Origin of the sequence: Streptomyces sp. RerS4, from assembly GCF_023515955.1 — a bacterium.
GTDB lineage: Bacteria > Actinomycetota > Actinomycetes > Streptomycetales > Streptomycetaceae > Streptomyces.
Genome location: NZ_CP097322.1, coordinates 161,228 through 185,259 on the forward strand (window position 1 = coordinate 161,228; position 24,032 = coordinate 185,259).

Consider the following 24,032-nt stretch of genomic DNA (forward strand, 5'->3'; position numbering starts at 1 on the left):
GTGGTCCGCCCCCTTCGGGAACCGTCATGCGCTTGATCGCCGACACTGCTGCCTGAAACGATCAGTCCAGCGAGGTCCTGATCACTGAAGAGCGAGTTGAGAGCCATATGTCCCGGTGGATAGTCCTGGTCAGCCCGGTCGGCGGGTCGCCTGCGGAGTCGTACCGCGTTGCCATTCTTGAAGAGCTGACGGGTAGTCCGGAGGACGCGATGGTTGCGTTCCTGAGGAACCTGGACACCTACGAGGGTGATGTGTGGAAGGTCCAACGACGGGAGATCTTCAAGTGCTCAGAGCGGTCCTACGTCGTTCGCGTCCACGGACGGTTCTCGCAGTCTGAGTACCTGTTCCAACTCGCGGAGCTGGTGTCGGACACCGGCGACGCCAATCTCCCTGACTCCGTCAGCTGAGGGCACGGCGACGCTTGGCAGTCGAGACGTCGTTCACCTGCGGACGTTAAACGACAAGATGAGAAACTGTTCTCAATCCGCCCTGTCCGTCCACGTGGGGGAGGTCCACCAGCTGACGAGGGTCGGACTGTCAGACGTGAGCACTAGCGTGTGCGGCTATGGCTGACATCTTTGAACTCATGCTCACGCTGGACCTGCGCGACGAATTGTCGGAGGAGGAACTTGCCGAGCTCCAATGGCACCTCGGGCTGGGCCCCCAGCCGAAGGTCCTCCGAATCGTGACCGATTTTCCGTTTGCGGTGGAGGATGATCACGGGGAACCCATCGTCGAGGACCATCCTCAGCCTCTTCTGGGCCACCACGGCGAGGCGTACAAGGTGGAAGGCGCACTTGTCTCGGTCCTGTTGCGCAAGCAAGACAGCCGGCGTAGTGCCTGGGCTCTGACCAGCCGGCAGGAGATCCACCCCGACGACTTCGAGCGCACTGGCGAACTGCTCACCTGGCTCGCGAGCAAGGCTGGCGATTTTCACCGACGCCCCGATGGCAGCGTCAACCTGGGATGGACCCGGTTCTATGAAGAGCGCCAGCCCGAACCGCTGGTGGTGCGTGACGGCATGGTCATCTGGCCGTCGTAGCTGGGGCTTTCCTTGGCAAGCTGGGGGTAGCGCCTTTCCGGGCGAGGCGTCTGGTCATGAGGGTGATGGCGGCCCAGGTGCTCAGCGTTTCAGAGGACGGTTTGTAACTCTTTGAGTTGTTCTGTGGTCGCCTGATGGTGTGAGCGAATACGGAATCTGCTGGTGCGCTGCCCGTGGCCTGTTGGGGTGGCGGGGTGAGTGAACGCAAGCCGTACCCGAGCGATTTATCGGACGAGCAGTGGTCGTTGATCGAGCCGGTCATCACCGCGTGGAAGGACCGGCATCGCTCGGTCAGCGGCCATCAGGGCGCCTACGACATGCGGGAGATCGTGAACGCGATCCTCTACCAGGGACGGACCGGCTGCCAGTGGGCCTATCTCCCGCACGACCTTCCGCAGAAGAGCGCGACGTACTACTACTTCGCGGCCTGGCGGGATGACGGGACCGACCAGGTCATCCACGAACTGTTGCGCTGCCAGGTCCGGGAGCGAGCCCGTCGATTAGAGGACCCGACCCTGGTGGTGCTGGACACCCAGAGTGTCCATGCGGCCGCCGGGGTCCCTGCCGCCACGACCGGCCTCGATCCGGCCAAGCGGGTGCCCGGCCGCAAGCGCGGACTGGCCGTGGACGTACTGGGCCTGGTCATCGCGGTGGTCGTCCTCGCCGCGAACACACACGACAACGCCGCGGGCATCGCACTGCTCGACCAAGTCGCCGAGCACGCCGGCGAAACCGTCGAGAAGGCACTTATCGACCAGGGCTTCAAGAAACAGGTCGTCGTACACGGCGCCGGCCTGGGCATCGACGTCGAGATCGTCGAACGCAACCCGCAGGACAAGGGCTTCGTGCCCCAGTCGAAGCGGTGGAGGGTCGAGCAGACCTACGGAATCCTGATACTGCACCGGCGCCTGGTCCGCGACTACGAGCACCACCCGTCCTCGTCCGCCTCCCGCGTCCACTGGGCGATGTCCCACGTCATGATCCGCCGCCTCACAGGCGCGAACACCCTCACCTGGCGCCAGGAGGCGGTGAGCTCATGAACATCCAGCCCCTGCTGGAGGCACTGGACCTTCAGGGAGACGCCGCCCGGGCGCTGGCCGACGACCTCCGCGCACAGATCGACGGCTTGCAGGCCCGGCTACGGGAGACCGAGACACACCTTGAGCACCTCGCGATCACCCGCAAGACCGTCACCAATGTCGCCGACCGGCTCCCCGCCTCCCCGCCAGAACTACCCGAGCACCCGGACTACCCACGCATCCTCGCTGCGTTCAACGAAGCGACCGGCTCCCTCCGGGCCAGGGAAGTCTGCCAGGCGCTCGGACACGAACTACTGCCCAAGAACGTCGAGGGCACCCGAGCCAAGCTGAAACGCCTGGTCAAGATAGGTGTGCTCACCGAATCCGACACAGGCAGCTTCGCCAGGAAACAGCAGCCGGCGATGCGCTGACCCGCTCACCCGGAAAGAAACACCGGCCCGCGAACGTCTGCTCAAATCTCCAGCCTCTGCGGTGGAACCTCGCGGACCAGACTGGTCAGCGGGCCGTGGGTGCGCCACCCCAGGAACTCGTAAAGCGCCCGCCCCTCGACCGTCGCGGCCAGCACAGCAGACGAGGAGCCCGTGGCAACAGCGGCATTCTCAAGCGTCCTCATGACGAGGCTGCCAAGTCCCTTGCGACGGTGGGCCGGCGAAGTCTCGACCTGGTCGAAGACAGCGGTGCGCCCAGGACCAGGCATGGCGACCTGACCACGGGCGGCGAACGCACCGTCCTCCGTCATAACGAGCACCCGCGTGACGCCGCCCCGCGCCCAAGTACGCACCTGGTAGCCGTCGGGGGCCACTGCGGCGTTTGTGTGCAGCAGTGCCGACATCAGGAAACCGTCGTCATCAAGGCGCCAGCCGGGCGCTGCCCACGAGGCGACAGTCTGCGGCGGCAAGAAGAGCTTGAGCCAGGTGTTCGGGACGGTAACCGTCTCCGTCAGTTTGCGGACCAGTGACTCGTCAGCATCCATCAGCACGTGCCGGGTGACCTGACCGATCAGCCCGACGTCGACGGTGAAGCCCCAGGGCTCGGACACCGGCGGCGCGGCTCCGCGTGAGACAACCCAGCCCTCCACCCATGAACGTACGACTTCAGCGTCCATGCGGATCCTTCCGTAATAAGTGCAGAACGCGACTGCACATTACACGGGGAGCCTTACCGAGAAGTAGCAGTCGGCGACGCCACGAATCAGTTCTCCTGCCCCACCCTCAATCGGAAAGGAGCATCTGCCCACGAACCGCCCTCTAAGACCACTTTCTGAACCTCCTCGGCCTGCGCGCGGACCATCCGGTCAGGTCCACTTCGGGGACATTGGTGCTCCTCTGCCGACGCGGTCCGGGTCCATGTAGCGTCAGGGCCAGGGGGATGAGATGAACTTCGACGAGAACGAACCGCAGTCTGTTCGAGAGGAACGCTTCGCCGCAGAACGGGCCGAAAGCAGAGCGGCACGCAAGGCTGCGTCGCTCGACTTGTGGGGAGCCCACGTCGGCGCGGTCATCGTGACCGTCGCTGTGGTCCTCCTCAGCTGGTACGGCAACCTGGTCGCTCTGGGCATTGTCAGCGGAGTCTTCTTGCTCTGGTTCGCCGCAGCCCTCGCGTGGGCGTACGCCGACGGGGACCATGGCCGGCATTCACTCCAGCGCGCCTACAACGCCACCTTCGGATGGGGCAACGGGGTCTGAGCCCGAAGTGCTCGGCACCTGGCCCCCGATCTGGGCATGGCAGAAGTGCTGGAGTGGAGTTGGCGGTCCGCAGGTGTGGCCGCGGTCAGTCGCGTGTGTGTTCGCGGGAGGGCGGCTGGCTTGCCCGGCGGGACTGCCGGCGGCTTCGGTGTACTCGCGTACGGCCAAGGTCCACGAGACCCTTGGCGACCACCGGCTAGCACCTACGCGCGGATCGTTGCCCTGGACCTGGTCGCCGGCGCTGAGATGCACGTTCGGACATGGTTCTCCCTCGAATCGAGGGGATGTTCCTGGCCGTGGGGCCCTGCCGCCGGGCCTCACCAACAAGAAAATTCTATCGCCTCTCGGCTACTTTTTGGAGGTGTCGGCCGGCTCTAAAGAGTGATGAACAGCCAGGTCAGCACGTGTTTTCGCCGGGTGGGGGCGGGCATTGCGGGGGAGGTGCCAGCCGACCCCTGAGCGCGTAATGCTCAGGGCAAGGGGTGCACAGGCGCGAAGCGCCGACGCACCCCGCAGCGCGAGACGTCACGAGCGCAGCGCCGGGCCGCCGACCCGGCGGCACCGGACCCGCAACGCCCGCCCCCACCCGGCGAAAGGGGTCTTTAGCGGGCTACTGGGCGGCCCGGTAGCTCCCTCGAAGGGGGAAGAGTCTCAAAGCGCGCGCAGCACCCGGCCCTCGCGGTCGACTCCAGATTCCCGGCGCTCGCCGCGGCCTGAAATGCGCCAGCCTCAGTGACGACATGCTGTCGGATGACGCCATGTGCCGTCGGTTCCGGCGTACCCGGGAAGGCCGACAGGCCGCGGCGGGGGTTCCCACCGCGGCCCGCACATCGTCGTACCGGTCCGGGTCAACTGACCGACGCATCACTCACGTCGGTCACCGCTGAAGACTGATCGCCACGCGGCGCGAGCCTACGGCGCCGTGACCCTCACCGGTTCCGTGTCATCCGCGCTGTGCCGCTCGGCCCAGTTCTCCAGCGCCGTGCGGCATGCGTGGTCGACGTGGTGCAGCCCAGAGAGGTCCAGCTCCACGGGGCGGTTCTGAGGCAGCGCCTCCAGACTGTCGAGGATCTTCGGCAGCCGCAGGAAGGTCGCGTTGCCCGACAGGTACGCCTGGACGGGGCCGGCGCCCTTGTCGATGACCTCCAACTTGACGTGCGAGGCCTGCCAGGCCGTCTTGGCGACCGACAGCGCCAGACCGATCAGCACGCCTTCGAACATGTTGACCGCGACGATCGCCACGGCCGTGACCACGAGGATCAGCGCCTCACCGCGGTAGGCCGTCCACAGCAGCACGACCTGCCGGAACGGGATCAGCTTCCAACCCGCGTGTACGAGGATGCCAGCGAGGGCGGGCAGCGGGATCAGCTCCAGGACGGACGGCAGGAGCGCCGCGAACAGCAGCAACCATACGCCGTGCAGTACGCGGGAGGCCTTGGTCTTCGCGCCCGCCTGGACGTTGGCCGAGCTGCGCACGATCACGGCGGTCATCGGCAGCGCGCCGAGCAGCCCGCACACGGTGTTGCCGGCGCCCTGCGCCATGAGTTCCTTGTCGTACTCGGTGCGCGGCCCGTCGTGCAGCCGGTCCACGGCCGCCGCGCTGAACAGGCTTTCGGCGGAGGCGATCAACGCGAACGCGAGGATGGTGCCGAAGATGGCCGGCTCGGCCAGCCGACCGAAGGCGTCGGCCCCCGGCGGCTGGATCGCGCCGAGCAGCCCCTGCACCTCCACCGTGGCGACCGGTAGCGCGAACGCCAGCGAGGCCAGCGTGGCCACCAGTACCGCCGCGAGCGCGCCCGGCACCGCCTGGGCCCGTTTCGGCATCCGCTTCCACAGCACGATCACCGCGATGGTGGCCCCGCCCACCCCGAGCGAGGCCAGGGCCTCGGTGCTGCCGACCGCGCGGACGAGAGCCTCCGGCAGCCCCGCGATCTTGTCGATGCCCGACGCCGGTGCCTTCAGGCCCGCCGCCGCGTACAACTGGCCCGCGATGATCACGAGCCCGATGCCGGCCAGCATGCCCTCGACCACCGAGACCGAGATGGCCCGGAACCAGCGGCCCAGCTTGAGCGCACCCATGAGGAGCTGGAGCAGCCCGGCGGCCAGCACGATCACGCCGAGCGCGGCCAGTCCGAACTGGCGGACGGCCTCGAAGACGAGCACGGTCAGACCCGCGGCCGGCCCGGACACCTGCAGGCTGCTGCCGGGCATCAGCCCCGCGACGATGCCGCCCACGATGCCGGTGACCAGGCCGAGTTCCGCCGGGACGCCGGAGGCGACGGCCACGCCGACGCACAGCGGCAGCGCGACGAGGAAGACGACGAGGGAGGCGGCGAAGTCCTGCCTCAGAAGGGGAGACTTGATCACAGCGTTCATGGCGCCGCTCACAGAGCCTGGAAGGTATCGGTGTCCGCGTGGTGTTCGAGTACGGCTCCCGTGTGCACCTCGTAGTACCAACCGCGCACCCGCAGACGCCCCTCGGCCAGCCCCCTCTCCACACAGGGGTACGAACGCAGGCGCAGGAGTTGGGTGAGCAGGTGGTGCTGTACGGAAGCGGCGACCGCCGGGTCGTCCGGGTCGGACGAATCCGGCCGGCTCGCGGCGTACGCGAGCCAGTCCCGTACGGCGGGGACGGGGTCGAGGTCGTCGCCGCGTACCAGCGCGCCGACGGCACCGCAGTGCGAGTGGCCGCAGACGACGATGTCCTGGACCCCGAGCACTTCCACGGCGTACTCGATGGTGGCGGCCTCGGAGGTGGGCCGCTCGGAGGCATACGGCGGGACGATGTTCCCCGCAGTGCGCAGCTCGAAGAGCTGACCGGGGGCGGCGCCGGTGATCAGGGCCGGTACGACCCGGGAGTCGGAGCAGGTGATGAACAGGACCTGTGGGGACTGGCCTTCGGCCAGTTTGGCGAACTCCTCAGGGCGCTGTCCAAATGTGCGGGCGTTGTCGATGAGGGGCTGCATACGTGGTCATTCCTCCTGGCGCGCCATGGCGGCGCGTCGGACGGGCTGGGCAGAGGTAGGCGGTGCTTCGCTGTCAGCAGCGGAAGACCTGGAGCGCCGCCGGGATGTGGCGGGGGTGCGCGGGGGCCTGCCGGCCCGCCGAGGCAGCGGTCGCCATGACCGGTGACGGCGCGCGGGGCCTACCGGGATGACTCAATTCCGGACTGAGCTTCGGTCGCGGCGCGACAGGCCTCGTGCGCGTGTGCGAACGCTGCCGCATGCACCGGGAACAGGTGGCGACCAGAACGGCGGCGAGGACCACGAGCGCAGTCCCGGCCGTCACACCTCGCAGCATCCATCCCTCCAGCCAATCGGCACCTCTTGTGCACACCAAGCGTCAGTCAACGGTTGGTCAAGAAACACGTTAACCCGACGAAGTCGTTTGCGGGGTTAACGCAACGTGTCCGCCTGAAGAGAGCCCGAAAGTGCGAGGATTCTTGGCGCGAACGTGTCGTTGATCCCGCGCAGTTGATCGGCTGGCACGTCGTTTCATCTGGTGAGGCGGCGGCGGTGACAGACAAGTGCTACGGCTATGCCGACGAAGGAGTGAATGGGCTGCCTCGCCCAGTGGGCATCTCGGGCGCCGGCATGCACGACAGCCTCGGCCTGGAGCCACCCCGGCGGATGCCCCGCACCCGTTCCCGTCGGGGGCTCCGGGCGGCGGTTTGCGAATCTGCACGCAGACAAGGCATACGACCACGTCCACCTGCGCCGATGGCTCCCTCAAACGCGGCATCCGCCATCGCATCACCCGCAAGGGCATCGAGTCCTCACAACGACTCGGATACCACCGGTGGGTCCGTACCGTGTCCTGGCTCCCGGATCCTGGCTACGGCGCCCGGCTTCGGCCAGCTTGATACGGCCGCCGGCAGAATGCTGCTCATGACTGCATACCGAAAGGCCTATGCCACGTAGACGGCCAGGTGCGCTTTCGCACCCGTCACCTACCGGTGCCATCGGCCAGGCACTGCAACGGTATGAAGCGTTCCTCGGGCCTCCAGGACGTCGACCCTTCTACCCGCGAGACGAAGAGTGTGGCTGCCGGGGCTACGCCCTCGACGATGTCAGGCATGCCCGGGATCTCCTCGAAGCGGTCCTTGGGGGATCCCGGTCCTGTCGACGTAGAGGACCGCGTCCATGATCCGGCGTAAATCGTGCTCGGGTGGCCGACCGATATCCAAGCCCTTCCCTCTCCGCTCGGCCCGCCAAGCCGACAAAATGGCTTCCAGAAGTTTCCATCGGGCATCGGACAGGTCACTCGGCTACGGCCGCTGACGAGTCATGTTTCGGTAGTACCGTCGGCCGCCATCCCGCCACAGGGCGCAAAGAGGGTTGAGTGGGGGCGCCTTGGGATCAGACAGGAGCGAAAGGACCGAAACAGACACTCGTCTGCTGTCGCCAGCCTCACACGGCACAGCAGTCGCCGGAAACCTCAGATGCCCCAGACAGGCCAGACACCCAGACCGCCACCAAACACCCCGGCCAGGACTAAACGCTCTTTCAGGGGTTCTCGTGGAGGTGCTGGGCGGCCTTCAGGGCCGCGCGGCGGACCGCCGGGGGGTAGCCGAGACGATCGGCGGCCTCCTCGGCGTCCAGGCCTTCGGCGAGCATCAGCTCGGCGATGCGCTCGGCGCGCGCTCGCACCAGTGCCTTCTGCGCGGTGGGAGTCGAGACTCCGAGGACGTCGACCACGCGGGCCGCCGTCACAGCGGGGTCTTCGTCGAGAAGTTCGGCGATACGGGCTGGCAAGAGGTCCCGGGGGACCATGTCACCCGATCCCCGCGGACGGCCCACCACACCGCTCACCGCCCCGCGGCCGGCGCCGTAGGCGCGCACGGCCGCCCGCGGCCAGTGCTCCACCCCGCCGACCACCACCGTGTGCTCGCTCAACCGAGGATCGGTCTTGTAGGCGTCGACGCTGCGCGCCTGTACCCCCAACACCACAGCGACCTCCCGCCGGTCGAGGAGATCCCTGTCGTCCTCCACCCCCGGCAAGGCCGGCCGGGGCATTCCGTCGCGATACGCCTCCACCTGCTCCAGATCCCACAACAACACCTGAGACCCCTCCGACGAGACCGGCGTCGGAAACCCTTCCGCGATGTAGGGCCGGATCTTCCGGAAAGTCGTCCACCTCATCCCCAATACCCGCGCCAACTCCTCACGCCCCACACCCGTTCGTCCCGCCCGAATCACGACCCCGACCTCCCGGTCGAAACAACACACGAACACCAGAGCCGACTCCCACACGCAACCGACAAGAAAAACCTACCGCGACTAAGACACCTGGATGGGTTCGCCGATGGCGAGCACACGGCGGCCACCCGCTCGCCGAGCCTGTCGGGCACTCCTCGACTCCCTTCACCGCTATGCTTCGCGGTGACGACGCACCTGGGTCTCCCACGGCGTGTTCTCGGTCGGCCGGCGCCCTTGCCACCCGCCCAGCGGAATCGGGGCGCCGGCCACATTCGCCTCGGCTGGTGAGCCAGGGGAACTTCCGAACCAACTCAAGTCACCCTCTTTGGCCTGTGTCGTCCGCAGCGTCGGGCATGAAGTCGACGCAGTTGTACGTCTACCTGAGTACCGCCGTAGTTGGCCCTGGGACGCCTTGGAAGTGCGTGGACCCCGCAGGCCAGCTGCCGACGGGGTCCACGCGTCGCCGTACGTCAGGCATCCATGCCCACGAGCGGCGGGAGATCCCGAAGGGCTGCGGGCAGCTCACCGATGCCGCACTGCCCGTACCAGCTGTGGGCCCAGCGCACGACGACGCTGCGGCGGAGCCGCCATTCGTCGCCGTCGACGTCCTGGCCACCGAAGAACGCGCCCGCGCCATGGACGCCCTGCCCTGGATGGCCGCCATCGGCGGCAACGAGCCGGGGCTCCTGCGCTGCGTCCGCCGCATGCTCCACCCGGATGAGCCCGACCCGTACAGCGACGACCCCTGGGCCCCACAGCCCTGAGCGACGAGTGGCCGGCGCCGGCCCTTGAGCTCTCGGAGGACGACTGCATCCCGGCAGACGACGAGGACTACTCCGAATTCTCGCTGCCGCCAGTTCAGGGCCTCATACTCGCCGCCGGCTGTTCCGGGGAGGTGAACCACATTCTGCTCGGTCACCTCGCCCTTGCCTTCACCCAACGGCTCCACGCGATGATCGACTTCGACGGCGTCCTTGGATACACCCCTGGCGATCGGGCGGAAGAAGCCGCGGCCTTGGCCCGAGCACGGGCGCTGGTGGCATCGCTCCCTGGCACCGTCAAGGAAGTCTCCTATGACACGGGCGGCGGCGACCGCTGGATCCGGCATGTCGGCGATCTGCAGTTCCTCAGTGCCTGGCTGCAGCACCCAGACTTCCGCCTCGTCAAGTAGGCCCAGGCCCATCCAGGCCACACCGCACCTCGGCATGGCAGAAGCTTGAGGCTGACACTCACACCGTCGTCCAACTGGGCACGTTTTTTCGTACCTCACTGAGCACTCTTATGAGTACGCGGACAGGTGCTCGGCGAGCTGGCCGGCGGCATCGGGGCGCAGCGGGACGGTGCGGCCGATGGGGCGGAGGCGTCCGGTGGGGTCGTGGCGGCCGAGGATGAGGAGTTGGGGGCGGGTGAGGCTGCCGGTGACGGCCCCCACGATGGCTTCGATGGTGTGCCGCCGGCGGATCTTGGTCCTTCTCTGCACCAAGTCAAGCCGGACGGCTGGGTCAGTCGTGCCGAACGAGCTTGACGGCTGAGACGAGCAGGATCACCGCGAGGGCGGGGATGAGGACGGCGTCGGGGAAGACGCCGAGGAGGAGTCCGCCCAGCAGTGCGCCGGCGATGGAGCCTGCCGCCATGCTGGCGGTGAACCGGATGTTGGCGCCGAGGACGGCGAAGCTGCCGTCGCGGCTGTAGCGGGCGAACGCGACAAGCATGGTCGGCAGGGAAACCAGCAGGGAGAGGCTGCCGGCTGTCTTGATGTCCTCGTCGAACAGCAGCACGATCGTCGGGATCAGGAGCTCGCCGCCGGCGACTCCCATGATCGCGGCGACGACCCCGATGCCGAACCCGGCCGCGACTCCGGCAGGGATCTGGGCCCAGAGCGGCAGGTCGAGGTTGCCCAGGGTGGTGGTGTGGGTGAGGACCAGGGCGGCCGCCATGAGGACCATCAGCGCGGCCAGGACCTTATAGAGGGTCGTGCTGCGCATCCGGACCGCCCAAGACGCGCCCGCCCAGGCCCCGAGCAGGCTGCCGGCCAGCAGGTTGCCCGCGACGGGCCAGCGGGATGCGACATCGGCGGCCGGGACCGCGGCGAGTCGGGCGGGGAGGGCGACCAGGACCACGACCAGGCTCATCGCCTTGTTCAGGATGACCGCCGAGAGGGCGGCGAACCCGAAGAGGCTGATCAGCAGGGGCAGGCGGAACTCCGCGCCGCCCAGGCCGATCATGCCGCCCAGCACTCCGATCGCGGCCCCGGCGCCGAAGACGACGCGTGCCGAGTGCGTCGGGCGGAGTGAGGTGAGGGTCTGGTCGGGGGTCATGACGGGCATCCTCGCTGGTGGCAGCTCTTTCGTGCCATGGCACGAAGGCACTGGGTGTCCACTCAGGGTTCGTCCGGATCTCCGAGCATCAGGATCTCATCCGGGCCGGCGGGTGGTCGGGATGCCGAGGGCGACGGGTGACCGCTGGGCAAGTCGGGCGGCGTCGACCTGTTTGGTTCGGACGAAGGTCAGGGTGATGTCGATGCCTTCGATCTCGCCGAGCCACTGTTCCTCCTCGGCCCGTTTGCGGCGGAGGACCAGGTCCTTTTCGATCTCGGCCAGTCTCGGCAGCATCTTGGGGTTGACCTGGAGCATCGGGCAGCGGATGCAGGCGTGTTCAGCTGGCAGGAGGATCCATAGGGGCGAGCACAGTTGCCGAGCTCGACCCGGCGCTTGTCGGAGTGTTCTTCGAAGTCGGCCCATTCCTGGTCGGTGACCTCGATGTATTCGCCCTCGGGCCTTTCGGTCCGGCGGTGGTTGAGGAACTCCTGATAGGCCTTGACGACGTCTTCGGCGAAGACGGCGACGTAGCCCTGGGTCGTCTGGAGATTCATGTGTCCGAGCAGGGCGGCGCCGATGTGGATCGGCAGGCCGCCGTTGACGATTTCCGTGGCGAACAGGCGCCGGAAGTCGTGTGGGGTGAAGGACATACCGGCGAACGCCTGGTTCGTCTCGGCGATCCTTTTGCAGGAACGGCGGAGCATCCCGAGTGCCGTGCCGGTGGCCAGCACGCCCGGGACGGTACCGATCTTGCGCTGGAGCAGGAAGGGCATGGCTCAGACCAGGTCTTCTCGTGGGGGTCGTAGCGGCTGACGGGCGGGATCGGCTTCCCGTCGGAGGTCTGGCGGCGGATGATCTGCGCGACGACGTGGAAGAGCTCGGCGGACACCGAGATCACGCGTTCGCGGTTGTTCATGGAGGGCGCCACCACCAGCAGGGCGATGACTTCGCCGTTCGGTCGCTGGTATTGGCGGATGCTGAGGTGGGTCAGCTCGGTCAACTCCTCCACCCGGATGCCGCTGTGCCGCAGGAGTTCGACGATCCCCCACTCCCAGAAGGCGATGTCCTCGGTCATGGTGACATCGGTCGTCTCGCCGGTGCCCAGGTCGACGACCCTGACGGGCGGGTCTTTCGGGAGGCGGGCCCGACGCCGGTCCGTGACCGAGTCGGTGCGGGTGTAGCGGCGGCCCCCAGGGTGAACGTCTCGCCCAGCGGAACCTCGCGGCCGGCCGCAAGCAGGGCGGCGAGACGCTCGTGCCGTGTCTCGACGTGCTGGACGAGCACGGGTAACAGAGGCTGACGGGCCCGCGTTCGGGCGGCCATGTTCTGGTTGTTCTCGCGTTGGCGTGTGCCGAAGCCCTTGATATCGCGGGGCAAGACCGGCAGGGGGCGACCCACTGAGCCCATTTCTCGGGTTCGGCGATGGCCCAGCTATGGAGGTCGACGTAGAAGCCGCGCACGGCCAGCAGGATCGTCTCGAAGTACTTGCGGACCTTGGTCTTGTCTTTCTGCGAGTAATAGAGGTCCGCCCGCCACTGCTCGTAGATCTCTGGGCTGAGGACGAGGTTCTTCTGACCGGGATTGATCTTCTCGATGCCCACCCAGAAGAGGCTGACCAGGTTCCGGGCAAGGGCTCGCAGGGTGACGTAGTCGGTGTCCGCCCGGCGCCGAGTGAGGTAGTCGATCAGCAGCTGGCGGACGTCCGTGTTCTTGATCGGATAGCTGTCGACGAGCTTCTGATGGGGATATTTGGATTTCCCCACTTGTCGCTCTGGGGCGGGGCAAACCTGCTCTCTTGATCTCCCCATCCATTGTGTGATCCTCCCGGCGTGTCGAACTGATGTCGGCGTGTCGTGGAGAGCCTGCGTGAGCTAGGAGTTCGGCCTGTTCGGGGGCCTGAATGCTCACTCGGGAGGAAGACGTGGACGCTCATGCTCTGCGTCGTCAGGGATGGACGATCTCTGCGATCGCACGGCATCTGGGCCGTGATCGCAAGACGATCCGTGCCTATCTGAACGGCGAGCGAACCCCTGGCGAGCGACGCGAGGGCCCGGATGCTTTCGTGCCATTCCTGCCCTACTGCCGCCAACGCCTCGCCGACGATCCGCATTTGTGGGCCTCGACGTTGTTCGACGAGGTGTCCGAACTCGGCTATGAGGGCGCGTACTCGACCTTCACCCGGGCTCTGCGCCGCTACCAGGTCCGGCCGCATTGCGAGCCCTGCCACGCCGCCACCGGCAGGAACGTCGCGGTGATCGCGCATCCGCCCGGCGAGGAGATCCAGTTCGACTGGCTGGAGCTGCCGAGCCCGCCAGAGGGGTGGGGAGTGGGTGAGCACGCTCACCTGCTGGTGGGGGCGCTCGCTCATTCGGGCCGGTGGCGGGCGGTTCTTTCGGAGTCCGAGGACTTCCCTCACCTGGTCCAGGCCCTCGATGAGGTCATGCGCAAGCTCGGCGGGACCGCCCGCCGGTGGCGTTTCGACCGGATGGCGACGGTCTGTTACCCCTCCAGCGGGCAGGTGACCTCCTCTTTCGCCGCCGTCGCCAAGTACTACGGCGCCGGCGTGGATATCTGTCCGCCCCGACGCGGCAACCGCAAGGGAGTAGTGGAGAAGACCAATCACTCCGCTGCCCAACGCTGGTGGCGCACGGTTCCGGACGGGCTGACCGTCCTCCAGGCCCAGTCCGGCGTCGACAAACTCGCCCTTCGGATGGACGAGCGGCGGCGCCGCATCGACGGCGTGGCCACCACGGTCGGTGAGCTCGCCGCGGCCGAGCCGATGCTGGACATCCCAGTGCGGCCGTTCCCGGCCGAGCTGGAAGTCGAGCGGACGGTCAGCCCGCAGAGCCTGGTCCAGTTCGACGGGAACTTCTACTCCGTCCCTCCCGGCCTGCCAGGAGTCCAGGTCAAGGTGATGAACCGCCTGGGCGATGACGTCCTGCGGATCGCCACCGCGGGACGAGCGGTCATCGCCCAGCACCGCCGGGCCCCTCGGGGATCTGGGCAGACCGTCCGGGACGACGGCCACGTCATCGCGCTGGAGCGAGCCGTGCTCGCGTCGTTCTCCGACCGGGCTCCGTGCAAGACGAAGGTCCGGAGGCCGCCCTCGGCGGCCGCTCTCGCGGAGGCCGAGCGGCTGCGCGGGCTTCCGGCGGCTGGGAATCCGGCCGAACGGGTCGTGATCGACCTGTCCCACTATGCCGCCGTGGCCGACCGGCTGCGGACAGCTCCCTCACCGAAAGAGGAGAACGAGGAGTGAGTACGCCATCGTCGCCAATGCAGATGAGCGAAGCACGTCGCTTCCAGCAGCTGCGAGGCCATCTGTCCTATCTGAAGCTGAACGATGCCGCCGAGGCCTTGAACCGGGTTCTGGACCAGGCCCGGAGCGAACGGATGTCGCTGACCGCGGCTCTGGAACGACTGCTGGAGATCGAGGTCGAGGCCACCGAGGCCCGCCGGCTGGCGGCCAGGCTCCGGTTCGCCTGTCTGCCCGAGCCCTGGACCCTGAACGACTTCGACTTCGCCGCCCAGCCCGGTGTCGATGAGAAGCTCATCCGGGACCTGGCCACCCTCCGCTTCCTCGACGACGCCTCCAACGTCCTGTTCGTCGGGCCGCCCGGAGTCGGCAAGACAATGTTGTCCGTCGCACTCGGCCGGGCCGCGGTCGAGGCCGGGCACCGCGTCTACTTCACGACTGCAGCCGAGCTCTCGGCCCGCTGCCACAAGGCCGCTCTCGAAGGCCGGTGGAAGTCCTGCATGAACTTCTTCGCCGGCCCGAAGCTGCTGGTCATCGACGAACTGGGCTACCTCCCACTGCCCGAGGACGGCGCTTCCGCACTGTTCCAGGTGATCAACCAGAGGTATCTGAAGTCGTCCACGATTTTGACGACCAACGTCGGCATCGCTGACTGGGCAGGAGCCTTCGGCGACGCCACCGTCGCCGCCGCGATGCTCGACCGGCTCCTGCACCGGGCCGCAGTCGCCGGCATCGACGGCCCCTCCTACCGACTGCGCGGACACCGAAACCAGGCCGAAACCCTCCGAGCCGGGGTGAACGCCCGTGTCTCCTGACAGCACCTCCGAGACCACCGAGGTTCCATCCGAGATGGCCCGTCGCTGCCCGCAATGCGAGACCGTCTTCACGGTCGCCGACCGCATGAGCCGACGAGTGTTCTGTTCACCGACATGCCGCGACCAGAACCGCCGGCGCACTCCGGTCCAGCGGACGTGCCCGCAGTGCAAGAACGACTTCACGACCGACATCAGCCCCAGGCGGATCTTCTGTTCGCCCGAGTGCCGGAACGCAGCCCGCAGCGACGAGAACGCGATGGAGAGCCGGACCTGCCCGGTCTGCGACGACACCTTCGACTCAGCCAAGACCGTCCGGCAGGTCTACTGTTCCCCGACCTGCCGCAAGGACGCTGAACGCTTCCGTGACCGGGCACGAGACCAGGACCGGGCCCGCCGACTCGGGGAAACCCCTCGCTCGGCATCGCCCGCCCCGCCCACACTTCCCGACCTGCCGCCAGCACCCAAACCGACGACACGACCCACACACCGACAGGCCCCGGAGCGAGACCCACTGGAGCCGACCGCAACCCGCAACTGCCCTCACTGCCAGCAGCCCGTCACCATCGTCGCTCTCCTGGCGACACCGGAAGCCGCCCGTCCCTCAGTTCCCACCGGACTTCCCGATGTCGTCCCACTCCGCAGGGCTCCGTGAAAGGACCATCGACTGGTCGGCAGCCGAAAGTCCCGGCTGCCGACCGCAAGGTGCCGACTCGTTGACCGGCCGGTGAGCCGTGGCTGGGCTCTACTCTGCTGCGATGACGGACAGCAAGCTGATAGTCGACCTACGCGGTCGGCAGATAGAGACGCTCAACGATTTCTGGGACGCGGTTACCGAGCCGTGTGGGCTGCCGACGTGGTTCGGTCGGAACCTTGACGCGTGGTCGGACACGATCGAGACGCGCGGCATCTCGGAGGTCATAGACAGCCACGACGTCCTGGTCGTGCACGTCGACCAGAGTGGACTCTTCGAAGGGAGCCGCCGGGAGGCCCAAGTCTTGGCCGACATGTTCGATGGTCAGCAGAACCGACTCGTTGTCCACGCGAGGGCCTGACGCCACTCGCAGTCGAGGTGGGGCTGATCAATTGCGGCCAGCCGACGTTCACGATCACCGGCCCCGCCGACCTGACGGTCGGCGGGGCCCACGCATGCTCGCCCACTCCCCACTTTCCCCACACCGTTGAGCAGCCAACAAAGTGAGGCGAAGAGCGTCCCTGGTCGTTTTCAAGGATCGCCATCACCACACCGGGGCCGAGGAGGGAGAGCATGCAGAGGTACCCCTTGACCGCCGTCTAACGGTCGCCCGTCGCAGAGCAGGTCAAGGGGCGATGCGGCGTTCGCGGCCGTGCGGTCGACCTGGTCAAGAGGGTCGCTCTGCTCGCGGTTCTCAGTGCGACTGGCTTCTGCGGAATCGAGACGGGCTGGCCACCTAACTGTCGTGGTCGAAGGACAGTGGGCTCCTGGTCTGGCGGAACCCGGCCGGGACGCGGCCACCGTGCGCTCCCTCTTCGACCTGCTCGGCACCGAGCGCTCGCCGAAGATCCACATGTGACTGCGGACGCTGCCGAGTGGATCTCGAAGGTCGTTGCGGAGCGGGTGCCCGCAGGCGGTACCGGGGCATGGTGTCCGCGTACTCGTTGTTGAAGTGCTCAGCCAGGTACAGATGACGAAGGGCAGCTGTGCGAGCGACACGCATGACTGCCCTTGGCCGTATTCGCCGGCCACGCACGGCAGCCTGGAAGGCGAGCACCATTCAGTACGGGCCGAGCCGCTAGGAGCGGTGTCGGCTCCCTGCCCGGAGGAGCACGGCATGGCGATCGAAGGGGTATCCCCCTACCTGAGGTACCAGGACGCGGACGCGGCTCTCGAGTGGATGGAGCGGGTCCTCGGCTTTACCGACGCGGTCCGCTGGCGCGACGATTCAGGGCGGACGTTCGAGGCCGACATCCACGCGGGTGCGACGAAGATCGGAGTCAGCGGCGGCGGGGTGAGCGACGAAGGCAAGAACGCTCTGTTTATCGTGCACGTGGACGACGTCGACGCGCATTTCGAGCTGGTCCGGGCCGCATCGGGCAGGGAGCTGGACGCTCCGGTGGATCAGCCGTACGGGCCGCGGACCTTCACGATCACCGACCCCTGGGGGTATCAGTGGAGCTTCTGGCAGGGCGAGGCCACACCACCCCGGTGATCGCCGGTGCGCCTCTGCGGTTTCACCGGGCCGTCGTCGACGTCGTCGCCGACTCCGGTGCTGCCGCCGTGATGTGACTCAGCAGGCACAGCCAGCGGCCGTCCCGCTTCACGAACACATCCGACGTCCACCGGGCATGATCATCCGTCAGAAGGCTGGCCATGTCGGCTAAGGGTTGCCTCCTCCCGACAACGTTCGGACCTCCCGACCTGGGGAGATGACCAGGGCCCTTGATATTGTGCGCCGATGTCAACGATCAAACACTTCCAAGTGACCTTCGACTGCGCGGAGCCTGCGCGCCTCGCCGCCTTCTGGTGCGAGGTGCTGGGGTACGTCGTGCCGACGGTCCCGGAGGGCTTTGCCACGTGGGAGGAGTACCACCGCTCACTGCCGCCCGAGGACGAGATCTACTTCGCGTGCACTGATCCCTCAGGTGTGGCCCCGCGTCTGCTCTTCCAACGAGTTCCCGAGGGCAAGGTCGTCAAGAACCGGGTGCATCTTGATGTGCGGGCCGGCGCCGGGCTCGTGGGTGACGAGCGCCTGGCCACACTCGAGGCCGAATGCGCGCGGCTGATGGCGCTCGGCGCGAAACACGTGCTGACGCAGCGCGCCGATGGCGTCAACGAGTCGTGCATCACGATGCAGGACATCGAGGGCAACGAGTTCTGCCTCGCCTGATTCTCCTTCGAGACCGCGAGGTGGGGGAGCCGTCTCCCGGGGACCTCTCAGGTCCGGCATGCGGCGGGAGTCATCCCGTGAGAGCGAGGTCGTGTAGGCCGGCAACGCCGTGCATCGCGTGGCGCACACCGTCGCCTCTCAGGCGGCAGTCACGCAGGATCTTCCAGGTCTTCATCCGGGCGAAGGCGTGCTCGACGCGGGCGCGAACCCGTCTGTGGTCGTGGTTGTGTTCGGCCTGCCAGTGGGTCAGTTCGCCGCCTCGGGGCCGACGGTGCGGGATGACGAGGCCCGTTCCGGGGTGGCCGCCGTCGGCGATCGTGGTTGTCCGGCCGACGGCGGCCTTGGCCCCGAATTCCTCCCATGCCCTGCAGTCGTTGCGGTTGCCGGGCAGGGGCCGGCCGACCACCACGACCAGGCGGGTGTCGGCGTCCATGACCACCTGGTGGTTCGTCGAGTAGCGATAGTTCTTCGACTGCTCGGCGACCTGGTGGTCGCGGGTGGGTACCAGCGTCCCGTCGACGATCAGCACCGCGTCCTTGGCTAATCGCCTACGCGGTGCATGCGCGAGCCTGGGGCCGAGCTGGTCGATGACGCGATCGGCGGTGGACTTCGACACTCCGAACGAAGAAGACCGCACCGCTCTGAAGGACGTCCTGGCCCGCTGTCCCGAACTGGACACGGCCGCGGGCATCTCCGCGACCTCGGCGAGATACTCGGCGATTGTCCGGGGGGGGGGGACGAACTCCCCGCCCGGATCGACGCGGTCGACGCCAGCCAGCTACCCGGCCTCACCGGCTTCGCACTCCACCTGCTCCGGGACCTCGACGCCGTGACAGCGGGGCTCACCTTGGATTGGAGTTCCGGCAGCATTGAGGGCGCCGTGAACCGCATCAAGAAGATCAAAAGGAAGCTCTACGGTCGAGCCGGATTCGAACTCCTACGCAAGATGATCCTGCTCCAGTAACACTCCGCTACCACTCCTCAGAACCGAGTTTCGAGAGCGACAGGTGGAGCGTGTGCCAGGCGGCTATGCCTGCCGGTCATCGGGGGTCCGACCAGTGTCCGACAGGGCGGTGGGGACAGGTGCGGCACTCGAAGACGTAGACGTTGATACCGCCGGTGTCCAGAAGTGCGGGGTTGAACGCCTCGGATTCCCATAGCCAGCGGGTGTCGGTGTTCTCGTTGGTCCGATCTTCTTCGGGGAGCCACGTGCGCCAGGACTCACTGTCGAATTCCCCCTCGGCCACGGGCAGAAGGTGCTCCATCTGGCCACCGCACGTTTCGCAGTCCGGCCAGCAGGGCTCCTGGCTCCAGCTTGGGTAGCCGCCCAACTTGATTCCCGGTGCGTCGGCAAGATGCGATGAGTACCGCAGCCCGGTCTCTGCCAGTAGTACTTCGAAACGGTCTTCGAGTGCGTCGCGGAGATCCCGGGGGCGGTCATTCCTCGGGTACTCGGTCACTTGCTCGGGGTGGACGACGCAGGGTGCCGGGTACCAGCCGTCGGGAAGCCCTGCCGCCGACGGGTCGGGGGTCGCCCCCACCGCTCCGATGGCGAGGGAATCCCGCCAGTACACCTGGGGCAGCGGGTAGCAGTAGGTGCCGTGCGCATAGGGACACCACAGAACCTGGAGCAGATCGGTGCCCTCGGGGAAAGGCAGGCTGGGTACGTCCGCCCGGCGGATCTGCACGATGGGGGCCATGGGCGCGGCGGGTTCGAGGTGGCTCGTGGTGTCCGGGTCGTAGTGCTCTGCAGCGCACACCGGCCAGGGTTCGTCCGCGGGCCACAGCAGCGGGCCCCCGACGGAGCTGTCCTGGCGGGTCGGAGAACCGGGACGCGGGTGCAAGCGGACAGACTCACGGCGGAAGGGAAGCAACTCGGGGAAGAGGCTCTCCACGTCGACCGGGCGGTCGGGTGTGTGACGGGACATGTGCCGAACCGTAGAACCGGGGGTGCGACACCAGCCTCACCGGCCTCGCCGTGCTCTGTATCAGGACACTGGATCCCCCAAGAAGAGAGCCGGCTCCACGGTCGAGCCGGATTCGAACTACTCCGCAGGGTGATCCTGCTTCTGTAACGCTCCCGGACGACTCCCCAAGATCTGTGCCAGAACCCGTTGTCACCTACGCAGCCATCAGCGCGGCGCACCGGATCGTCGCCCATGCGGCAAAGCAGACCCTGCCGCCGAATGACGTGCTGCGGGCGATACCCGACAACGCCAGGAAGATGGCCACGCAGCTCGCAAAGTACGGAACCGGTACGGCACCGGCCATGGCCGCGCCGCCATCCACGAAGTCGCTGCCCGAGCCGATCACCTTGATGGTGGAGGCCGGCCGGCCGCGCGCTCCACAGCATCCATCCCGGCGTCGCCCCAGACATGATCCCCTCGATCGCCTTGGCTTGAAGGAACTCGTACCAGGTCATCGTGGTGTCGAAGTCGTCGGTCGCGGCCTGGATCGGAGGGCCGACATCGGCGAGGACGTTGAGCAGCAGGCTGGGCCGCCCGGTGTACCGGCGGCCGCGGACGTCGCCGAAGGTCGGATGGTTCAGGGGGTCCCACACCTGGTCGGCGACCGCAGTGTCCGGGGACCGAGCGGGCCCCATGGTGTTCGGGTGTCCGAAGCGGCACTTCACCCGCTGGGCCGGCATGAGCCGCTCCGGCGGGTGAGGTGCAGGCTTCAGGGCAGGTTGACGGAGAAGGCCCGGTTGATGTCCTGGAAGTCGACGAAGACGAGGGTGTTGGTGTTGGCGAAGCCGCTGACGAACCCCTTGACTATCCGGTTCTCGCCGCTGCCGAACGCGACGACCGGCCCGCCGCTGTCACCGCCCACGACGGAAATGGGCGAAATCTGCGAGACCGACTTCACGCCCTTGATCGTCTCGGGGTGTCCGTTCAGCCTGTACAGGAACTCGCTGTCCACGACTTTGTGACGGCAGGGGATCCGCTTCTCGACGACCATCGAGTTGTAGCCGAGGTGGCAGACCTCCTGGTTGTTGGAGGCGTAGCTCCAACCCTCCAGGTAGCGCGTGTATCCGTGGGTGTCCAGGCCGTCCCAGGTGTACCGGGCGCTGTAGGCGTCGATGAAGGCCACGTCGTAGTTGGGGTTGGTCCACGCGTTGCCGATCCGGTTCCCACCGTGTGTGAACAGCGGGTTGGCGCCTACGCAGTGGGCGGCCGTGGTGATCCAGCGCTTCCCGTTGCGGTCGACGACCGGGATGCCGGTCGTGCACGATGCTCGCTCCGCGGTGGCCCGCCCGATTGCGGCACCTCCGTAGAACGGCGATGAGGCGTTCTCCCTGGTCGCCGGCGCGATCGGCTGTCCCTGCTGGGCGCGTACGTCGAAGGCTTTGGACAGGGCCGGATACCCGAGGCGCCCGGCGAGGCTGTTGCTTGTGTAGGCGGCGACGGCAGCTGGCCGGTCGACGTCGAGTTTGACGGCGGCGCCGTCCATGGTCCAGGACGCCCCGTACACCTTGAACGGCAGGTCTTTGGCTTCGAGGAGTCGTTTCGCCTCCGCGAGGGCCGCGACACGGGTGTTCTTGCCCTGCCGGACCGCAAGGTCTTTGAGCTTCAGCCCGGGTTTCACCTTGAGCATGGCCGCCTTGAACTCAGTGGCCTTGGCCGGGTCGGTGAGGTACAGGTGGACGGCCTTGAGGTCGTCGGACAACTGGAGGCCGGAAAAAATGTCCTGACGCTGGTTCCGTCCGACTTCCTCGGCCGCCGCGGCGATGGCGTTGAGCGGTGCTGTCTTGGCGTCCCTTGCCTTCTGCTCTGCCCACACCGCCTGTCCGGTCGTGTCCGCCGTCGAGGCGGGCTTTCCGGCGAAGGCCTGTGGTGCGGCGAGCGGCACGATCGCCAAGGCGACCGCCCCGAGTAACCCGATACGCGTCTTCGTGTGAACTCCGAGCACGGATTCCCCCCAGTGGATTGGAGTCGGAACATCCGACAGTCCGGACAGCGACGCTACTGGTGCAGATGTGTGATCGGAAGACGCTCTCCCCGCGGGGTGTCCGGCGCCTGCCCCCGTGAATCTGCTCTGCCCGAAGCCCATTGAGCACCCCGGTGAGCCAGGCAAGTCGGAACCTGGGCACGGGGCGATGTACGGCGCTCTGAACCACGGCAGGATCGACGTCGATCGGGCGGCGCTGGCCGGCCTGCTGTTGCCGCGGTTCGACGGCGGGCGCCTGGTCCTGGCAGTCGATGTGTCACCTTGGCTTCGGTCGGACGCGCCGTGCTCGGCGGAGCGCCCGTTCTGCCACGCCTACGGCCGCGCGAAGACGGCCTTCGGCGCGCTCATGCACGAGCACCGCGGCGAAGACCTCCGTGAAAGGCTCGAACAGGTCAGACAGCACGACCTGCCGGCCCTGCGGCAGTTCGCCGACGGGCTCCCCCATGACTGGGACGCTGTCGTCGCCGACCTGTCGAGAACCCGGAGTTCCGGCCAGGTCGAAGGTCAGGTGACCAAGGTCAACTCCTCAAATGGCGTGAAGGAACTTCGGGAGGTCGTCCACTGGGTGACGGGTCGGAGGGTCGCGCTGTGGCAGCCGGGCCTCTCTCCAGGAGCCCGACTGATCGCACGGTGGCCGAGCGGGCAGACCCCCCAATGCGCCCGGCGCCAAGAAACAGGCCGTAGCGGGTCGGACCGCACCTGAGCCACCGTCAAAGCGAGCCTGGGCTCTGCGTCCACGGACATTCGGTCCTACGGGTCCTCTCCCTACGAGGAGCTTGCATGCTTTCGCTCACTCCCATCGAACGCGACATGCACCGCCTTCTGCGATCCCTTGCCCAGGCCGGCGACCCAGGTGATCCGCTCTCCGCCTGCATCAGCTACACGGAATTCGCCCAACGCGTTGACCCGCACGGCTTGGACCCCTACACGTCGCAGAACCAGATGCACGGGCTCTACCCGAAGCTCGGCCACATCAGCGTCTACGAGCATCAGCACGGCCGGCCACTGCTGTCGGCGCTTGTCGTCGCCAAGGCGACCCGCCGGCCCGGGAACGGCTTCGTTGAGCTTGCTTCACGACTCGGCTTCGAAGCCGCCAGGAGGCTGGGTTCTGGGAGCATCAGGTGGCTCAGGCAGTGCGCTTCTGGTCCGCTGACGATCCGGTCATGCTGATGGACTCCGCGATGGACCAGGTGTTGAAGGAGCTTGGCTCGGTCAAGCGCGCCGTACGCCGACTCGCCGCCCAGTCAGCCGGGAAGAGCTGACCTGGCCGACAAGTCCGTTCAGAATTGGCTCGGCGGCCCGTGCTGCCACACCACCCCCTCCGCGACGCCGTGGCCTCGGGCACGGGTGGACGGGCATCGACGCGGCTGAGGCGCTAGCCGGCCACCCGTATGTGTACGGGTGGGGGCGCGTACTCCGGTTCACGCAAAGGCACCAAGCTGCGGCTGAGCCGTGTCAGGGTCCCTCCACTGCTATGAGAGGTGGAGGGATCCATGCGCCTGATGCGATCTCTCACTTTCCCGCCAGTACCCCACCTGCATGTGTGCCACCCCATGTCAGTGGCGAGTATGCCTCCTGGTCACGCGACCAGCACAGACACACCTGACTGACGATCCGTCACTGACACCACCCCACTGACACCAAACCGGCACATCGCACCTGAACCGCGTGGCACCCGACATTCCTGCATGGGGCACCTGATCGAGCGGAATGGGGTTCGGGGCGTGGGGTGCCGCTGTATGCTCCCGCCCGCGAGGAACCGCGGGTGGAGGAGGGCTGTCTCTCCCTTCGCCGGATAGAACCGGGCAGATGTCGGGCGGGGGAGCCATGGAAATGCAAGGGGTGAATTCGGAGCCGGAGTTAGGG

Annotated in this window: 25 protein-coding genes and 4 pseudogenes; 16 read left to right on the forward strand and 13 right to left on the reverse strand. The window is 67.2% G+C overall.

From position 1 onward, the window contains the following. Positions 1-107 precede the first annotated feature (107 nt). From M4D82_RS00770 to M4D82_RS00785, 4 genes are all read left to right on the forward strand, one after another. Positions 108-407, forward strand: coding sequence for a hypothetical protein (locus M4D82_RS00770; protein ID WP_249764138.1), 300 nt, complete (start codon positions 108-110; stop codon positions 405-407). Positions 408-565: 158 nt separating this feature from the next. Continuing rightward, positions 566-1,042: a hypothetical protein gene (locus tag M4D82_RS00775; RefSeq protein WP_249764139.1), complete on the forward strand. Its 477-nt coding sequence runs from the start codon at positions 566-568 to the stop codon at positions 1,040-1,042. A 194-nt stretch (positions 1,043-1,236) separates the two neighbouring features. Beyond that, positions 1,237-2,082 (forward strand): IS5 family transposase, encoded by an 846-nt coding sequence (locus M4D82_RS00780; RefSeq protein WP_249764140.1) that lies wholly within the window; start codon positions 1,237-1,239, stop codon positions 2,080-2,082. Then, positions 2,079-2,492: a hypothetical protein gene (locus M4D82_RS00785; protein WP_249764141.1), complete on the forward strand. Its 414-nt coding sequence runs from the start codon at positions 2,079-2,081 to the stop codon at positions 2,490-2,492. The genes M4D82_RS00780 and M4D82_RS00785 overlap by 4 nt, the downstream gene beginning before the upstream one ends. A 41-nt stretch (positions 2,493-2,533) precedes the next feature. On the opposite strand, the gene M4D82_RS00790 is transcribed toward M4D82_RS00785, so the two are convergent. Further along, on the reverse strand, positions 2,534-3,187 hold the full coding sequence (locus tag M4D82_RS00790; protein ID WP_249764142.1) for a GNAT family N-acetyltransferase: 654 nt from the start codon (positions 3,185-3,187) through the stop codon (positions 2,534-2,536). A gap of 268 nt (positions 3,188-3,455) precedes the next feature. Between M4D82_RS00790 and M4D82_RS00795 the strand changes: the two genes are divergently transcribed. Further along, positions 3,456-3,767, forward strand: a complete 312-nt coding sequence (locus tag M4D82_RS00795) for a hypothetical protein (RefSeq protein WP_249764143.1) — start codon at positions 3,456-3,458, stop codon at positions 3,765-3,767. 912 nt (positions 3,768-4,679) lie between these two features. Here the strand turns inward: M4D82_RS00795 and M4D82_RS00800 are convergent. Continuing rightward, positions 4,680-6,143 carry a SulP family inorganic anion transporter gene (locus tag M4D82_RS00800; protein WP_249764144.1) on the reverse strand — a complete coding sequence of 488 codons (1,464 nt, stop codon included), beginning with the start codon at positions 6,141-6,143 and terminating at the stop codon, positions 4,680-4,682. A gap of 8 nt (positions 6,144-6,151) precedes the next feature. Continuing rightward, a complete protein-coding gene (locus M4D82_RS00805) occupies positions 6,152-6,733 on the reverse strand; it encodes a carbonic anhydrase (protein WP_249764145.1) in 582 nt (193 codons plus the stop codon). A gap of 591 nt (positions 6,734-7,324) precedes the next feature. Between M4D82_RS00805 and M4D82_RS34490 the strand changes: the two are divergent. Beyond that, positions 7,325-7,590 (forward strand): annotated as a pseudogene (locus M4D82_RS34490) (IS5/IS1182 family transposase); the annotation flags it as partial. A gap of 282 nt (positions 7,591-7,872) precedes the next feature. Here M4D82_RS34490 and M4D82_RS00815 read toward each other — a convergent pair. Together M4D82_RS00815 and M4D82_RS00820 are read right to left on the reverse strand one after the other, a co-directional pair. Beyond that, positions 7,873-8,025: pseudogene (locus M4D82_RS00815) on the reverse strand (transposase); the annotation flags it as partial. A 247-nt stretch (positions 8,026-8,272) separates the two neighbouring features. After that, the gene (locus M4D82_RS00820; protein ID WP_249764146.1) at positions 8,273-8,827 is read right to left on the reverse strand and encodes a hypothetical protein; all 555 of its coding nucleotides are present in this window, start codon (positions 8,825-8,827) and stop codon (positions 8,273-8,275) included. A 560-nt stretch (positions 8,828-9,387) separates the two neighbouring features. On the opposite strand from M4D82_RS00820, the gene M4D82_RS00825 reads away from it, so the two are divergent. Together M4D82_RS00825 and M4D82_RS00830 are read left to right on the forward strand one after the other, a co-directional pair. Further along, on the forward strand, positions 9,388-9,729 hold the full coding sequence (locus M4D82_RS00825) for a hypothetical protein (protein WP_249764147.1): 342 nt from the start codon (positions 9,388-9,390) through the stop codon (positions 9,727-9,729). After that, entirely contained in the window at positions 9,726-10,136 is a 411-nt protein-coding gene (locus M4D82_RS00830; protein WP_283844537.1) for a DUF6368 family protein, read from the forward strand. The genes M4D82_RS00825 and M4D82_RS00830 overlap by 4 nt, the downstream gene beginning before the upstream one ends. 108 nt (positions 10,137-10,244) lie before the next feature. On the opposite strand, the gene M4D82_RS00835 is transcribed toward M4D82_RS00830, so the two are convergent. The 4 genes from M4D82_RS00835 to M4D82_RS34495 all read right to left on the reverse strand — a co-directional run bounded on the left by M4D82_RS00835 (position 10,245) and on the right by M4D82_RS34495 (position 12,056). Further along, positions 10,245-10,445, reverse strand: a complete 201-nt coding sequence (locus M4D82_RS00835; protein WP_249764148.1) for a hypothetical protein — start codon at positions 10,443-10,445, stop codon at positions 10,245-10,247. A gap of 22 nt (positions 10,446-10,467) precedes the next feature. Continuing rightward, positions 10,468-11,283: a sulfite exporter TauE/SafE family protein gene (locus tag M4D82_RS00840; RefSeq protein ID WP_249764149.1), complete on the reverse strand. Its 816-nt coding sequence runs from the start codon at positions 11,281-11,283 to the stop codon at positions 10,468-10,470. Positions 11,284-11,379: 96 nt separating this feature from the next. Continuing rightward, on the reverse strand, positions 11,380-11,556 hold the full coding sequence (locus tag M4D82_RS00845) for a recombinase (RefSeq protein WP_502989040.1): 177 nt from the start codon (positions 11,554-11,556) through the stop codon (positions 11,380-11,382). Continuing rightward, the gene (locus tag M4D82_RS34495) at positions 11,472-12,056 is read right to left on the reverse strand and encodes a tyrosine-type recombinase/integrase (RefSeq protein WP_502988846.1); all 585 of its coding nucleotides are present in this window, start codon (positions 12,054-12,056) and stop codon (positions 11,472-11,474) included. Before M4D82_RS34495 ends, M4D82_RS00845 begins: the two co-directional genes overlap by 85 nt. Before the next feature lie 660 nt (positions 12,057-12,716). Here M4D82_RS34495 and M4D82_RS00855 point away from each other — a divergent pair. The 6 genes from M4D82_RS00855 (at position 12,717) to M4D82_RS00880 (ending at position 18,218) form a co-directional block, all read left to right on the forward strand. Continuing rightward, positions 12,717-13,082, forward strand: coding sequence for a hypothetical protein (locus M4D82_RS00855; protein ID WP_249764152.1), 366 nt, complete (start codon positions 12,717-12,719; stop codon positions 13,080-13,082). Positions 13,083-13,204: 122 nt separating this feature from the next. Beyond that, positions 13,205-14,542, forward strand: a complete 1,338-nt coding sequence (locus tag M4D82_RS00860) for a Mu transposase domain-containing protein (RefSeq protein ID WP_249764153.1) — start codon at positions 13,205-13,207, stop codon at positions 14,540-14,542. Between the two features lie 23 nt (positions 14,543-14,565). Beyond that, positions 14,566-15,354, forward strand: coding sequence for an IS21-like element helper ATPase IstB (gene istB, locus M4D82_RS00865; protein ID WP_249764154.1), 789 nt, complete (start codon positions 14,566-14,568; stop codon positions 15,352-15,354). A 755-nt stretch (positions 15,355-16,109) separates the two neighbouring features. After that, complete coding sequence (locus M4D82_RS00870) at positions 16,110-16,406, forward strand: barstar family protein (protein ID WP_249764155.1); 297 nt, start codon at positions 16,110-16,112, stop codon at positions 16,404-16,406. Positions 16,407-17,162: 756 nt separating this feature from the next. Then, on the forward strand, positions 17,163-17,540 hold the full coding sequence (locus M4D82_RS00875) for a VOC family protein (protein WP_249764156.1): 378 nt from the start codon (positions 17,163-17,165) through the stop codon (positions 17,538-17,540). Between the two features lie 246 nt (positions 17,541-17,786). Further along, positions 17,787-18,218, forward strand: a complete 432-nt coding sequence (locus M4D82_RS00880; protein WP_249764157.1) for a VOC family protein — start codon at positions 17,787-17,789, stop codon at positions 18,216-18,218. Between the two features lie 70 nt (positions 18,219-18,288). Here the strand turns inward: M4D82_RS00880 and M4D82_RS00885 are convergent. The 4 genes and pseudogenes from M4D82_RS00885 to M4D82_RS00900 form a co-directional block, all read right to left on the reverse strand. Beyond that, positions 18,289-18,840: pseudogene (locus M4D82_RS00885) on the reverse strand (transposase); the annotation flags it as partial. 418 nt (positions 18,841-19,258) lie between these two features. Continuing rightward, positions 19,259-20,146 carry a YwqG family protein gene (locus tag M4D82_RS00890; RefSeq protein WP_249764158.1) on the reverse strand — a complete coding sequence of 296 codons (888 nt, stop codon included), beginning with the start codon at positions 20,144-20,146 and terminating at the stop codon, positions 19,259-19,261. Positions 20,147-20,339: 193 nt separating this feature from the next. Further along, positions 20,340-20,531: a hypothetical protein gene (locus M4D82_RS00895; protein ID WP_249764159.1), complete on the reverse strand. Its 192-nt coding sequence runs from the start codon at positions 20,529-20,531 to the stop codon at positions 20,340-20,342. Positions 20,532-20,894: 363 nt separating this feature from the next. Beyond that, positions 20,895-22,076, reverse strand: coding sequence for a chymotrypsin family serine protease (locus M4D82_RS00900; protein ID WP_249764160.1), 1,182 nt, complete (start codon positions 22,074-22,076; stop codon positions 20,895-20,897). A gap of 226 nt (positions 22,077-22,302) precedes the next feature. Between M4D82_RS00900 and M4D82_RS00905 the strand changes: the two are divergent. Together M4D82_RS00905 and M4D82_RS00910 are read left to right on the forward strand one after the other, a co-directional pair. After that, positions 22,303-22,500, forward strand: a pseudogene (locus M4D82_RS00905) (transposase); the annotation flags it as partial. A gap of 446 nt (positions 22,501-22,946) precedes the next feature. Then, a complete protein-coding gene (locus M4D82_RS00910; RefSeq protein ID WP_249764161.1) occupies positions 22,947-23,336 on the forward strand; it encodes a hypothetical protein in 390 nt (129 codons plus the stop codon). The last annotated feature ends 696 nt before the right edge of the window (positions 23,337-24,032 follow it).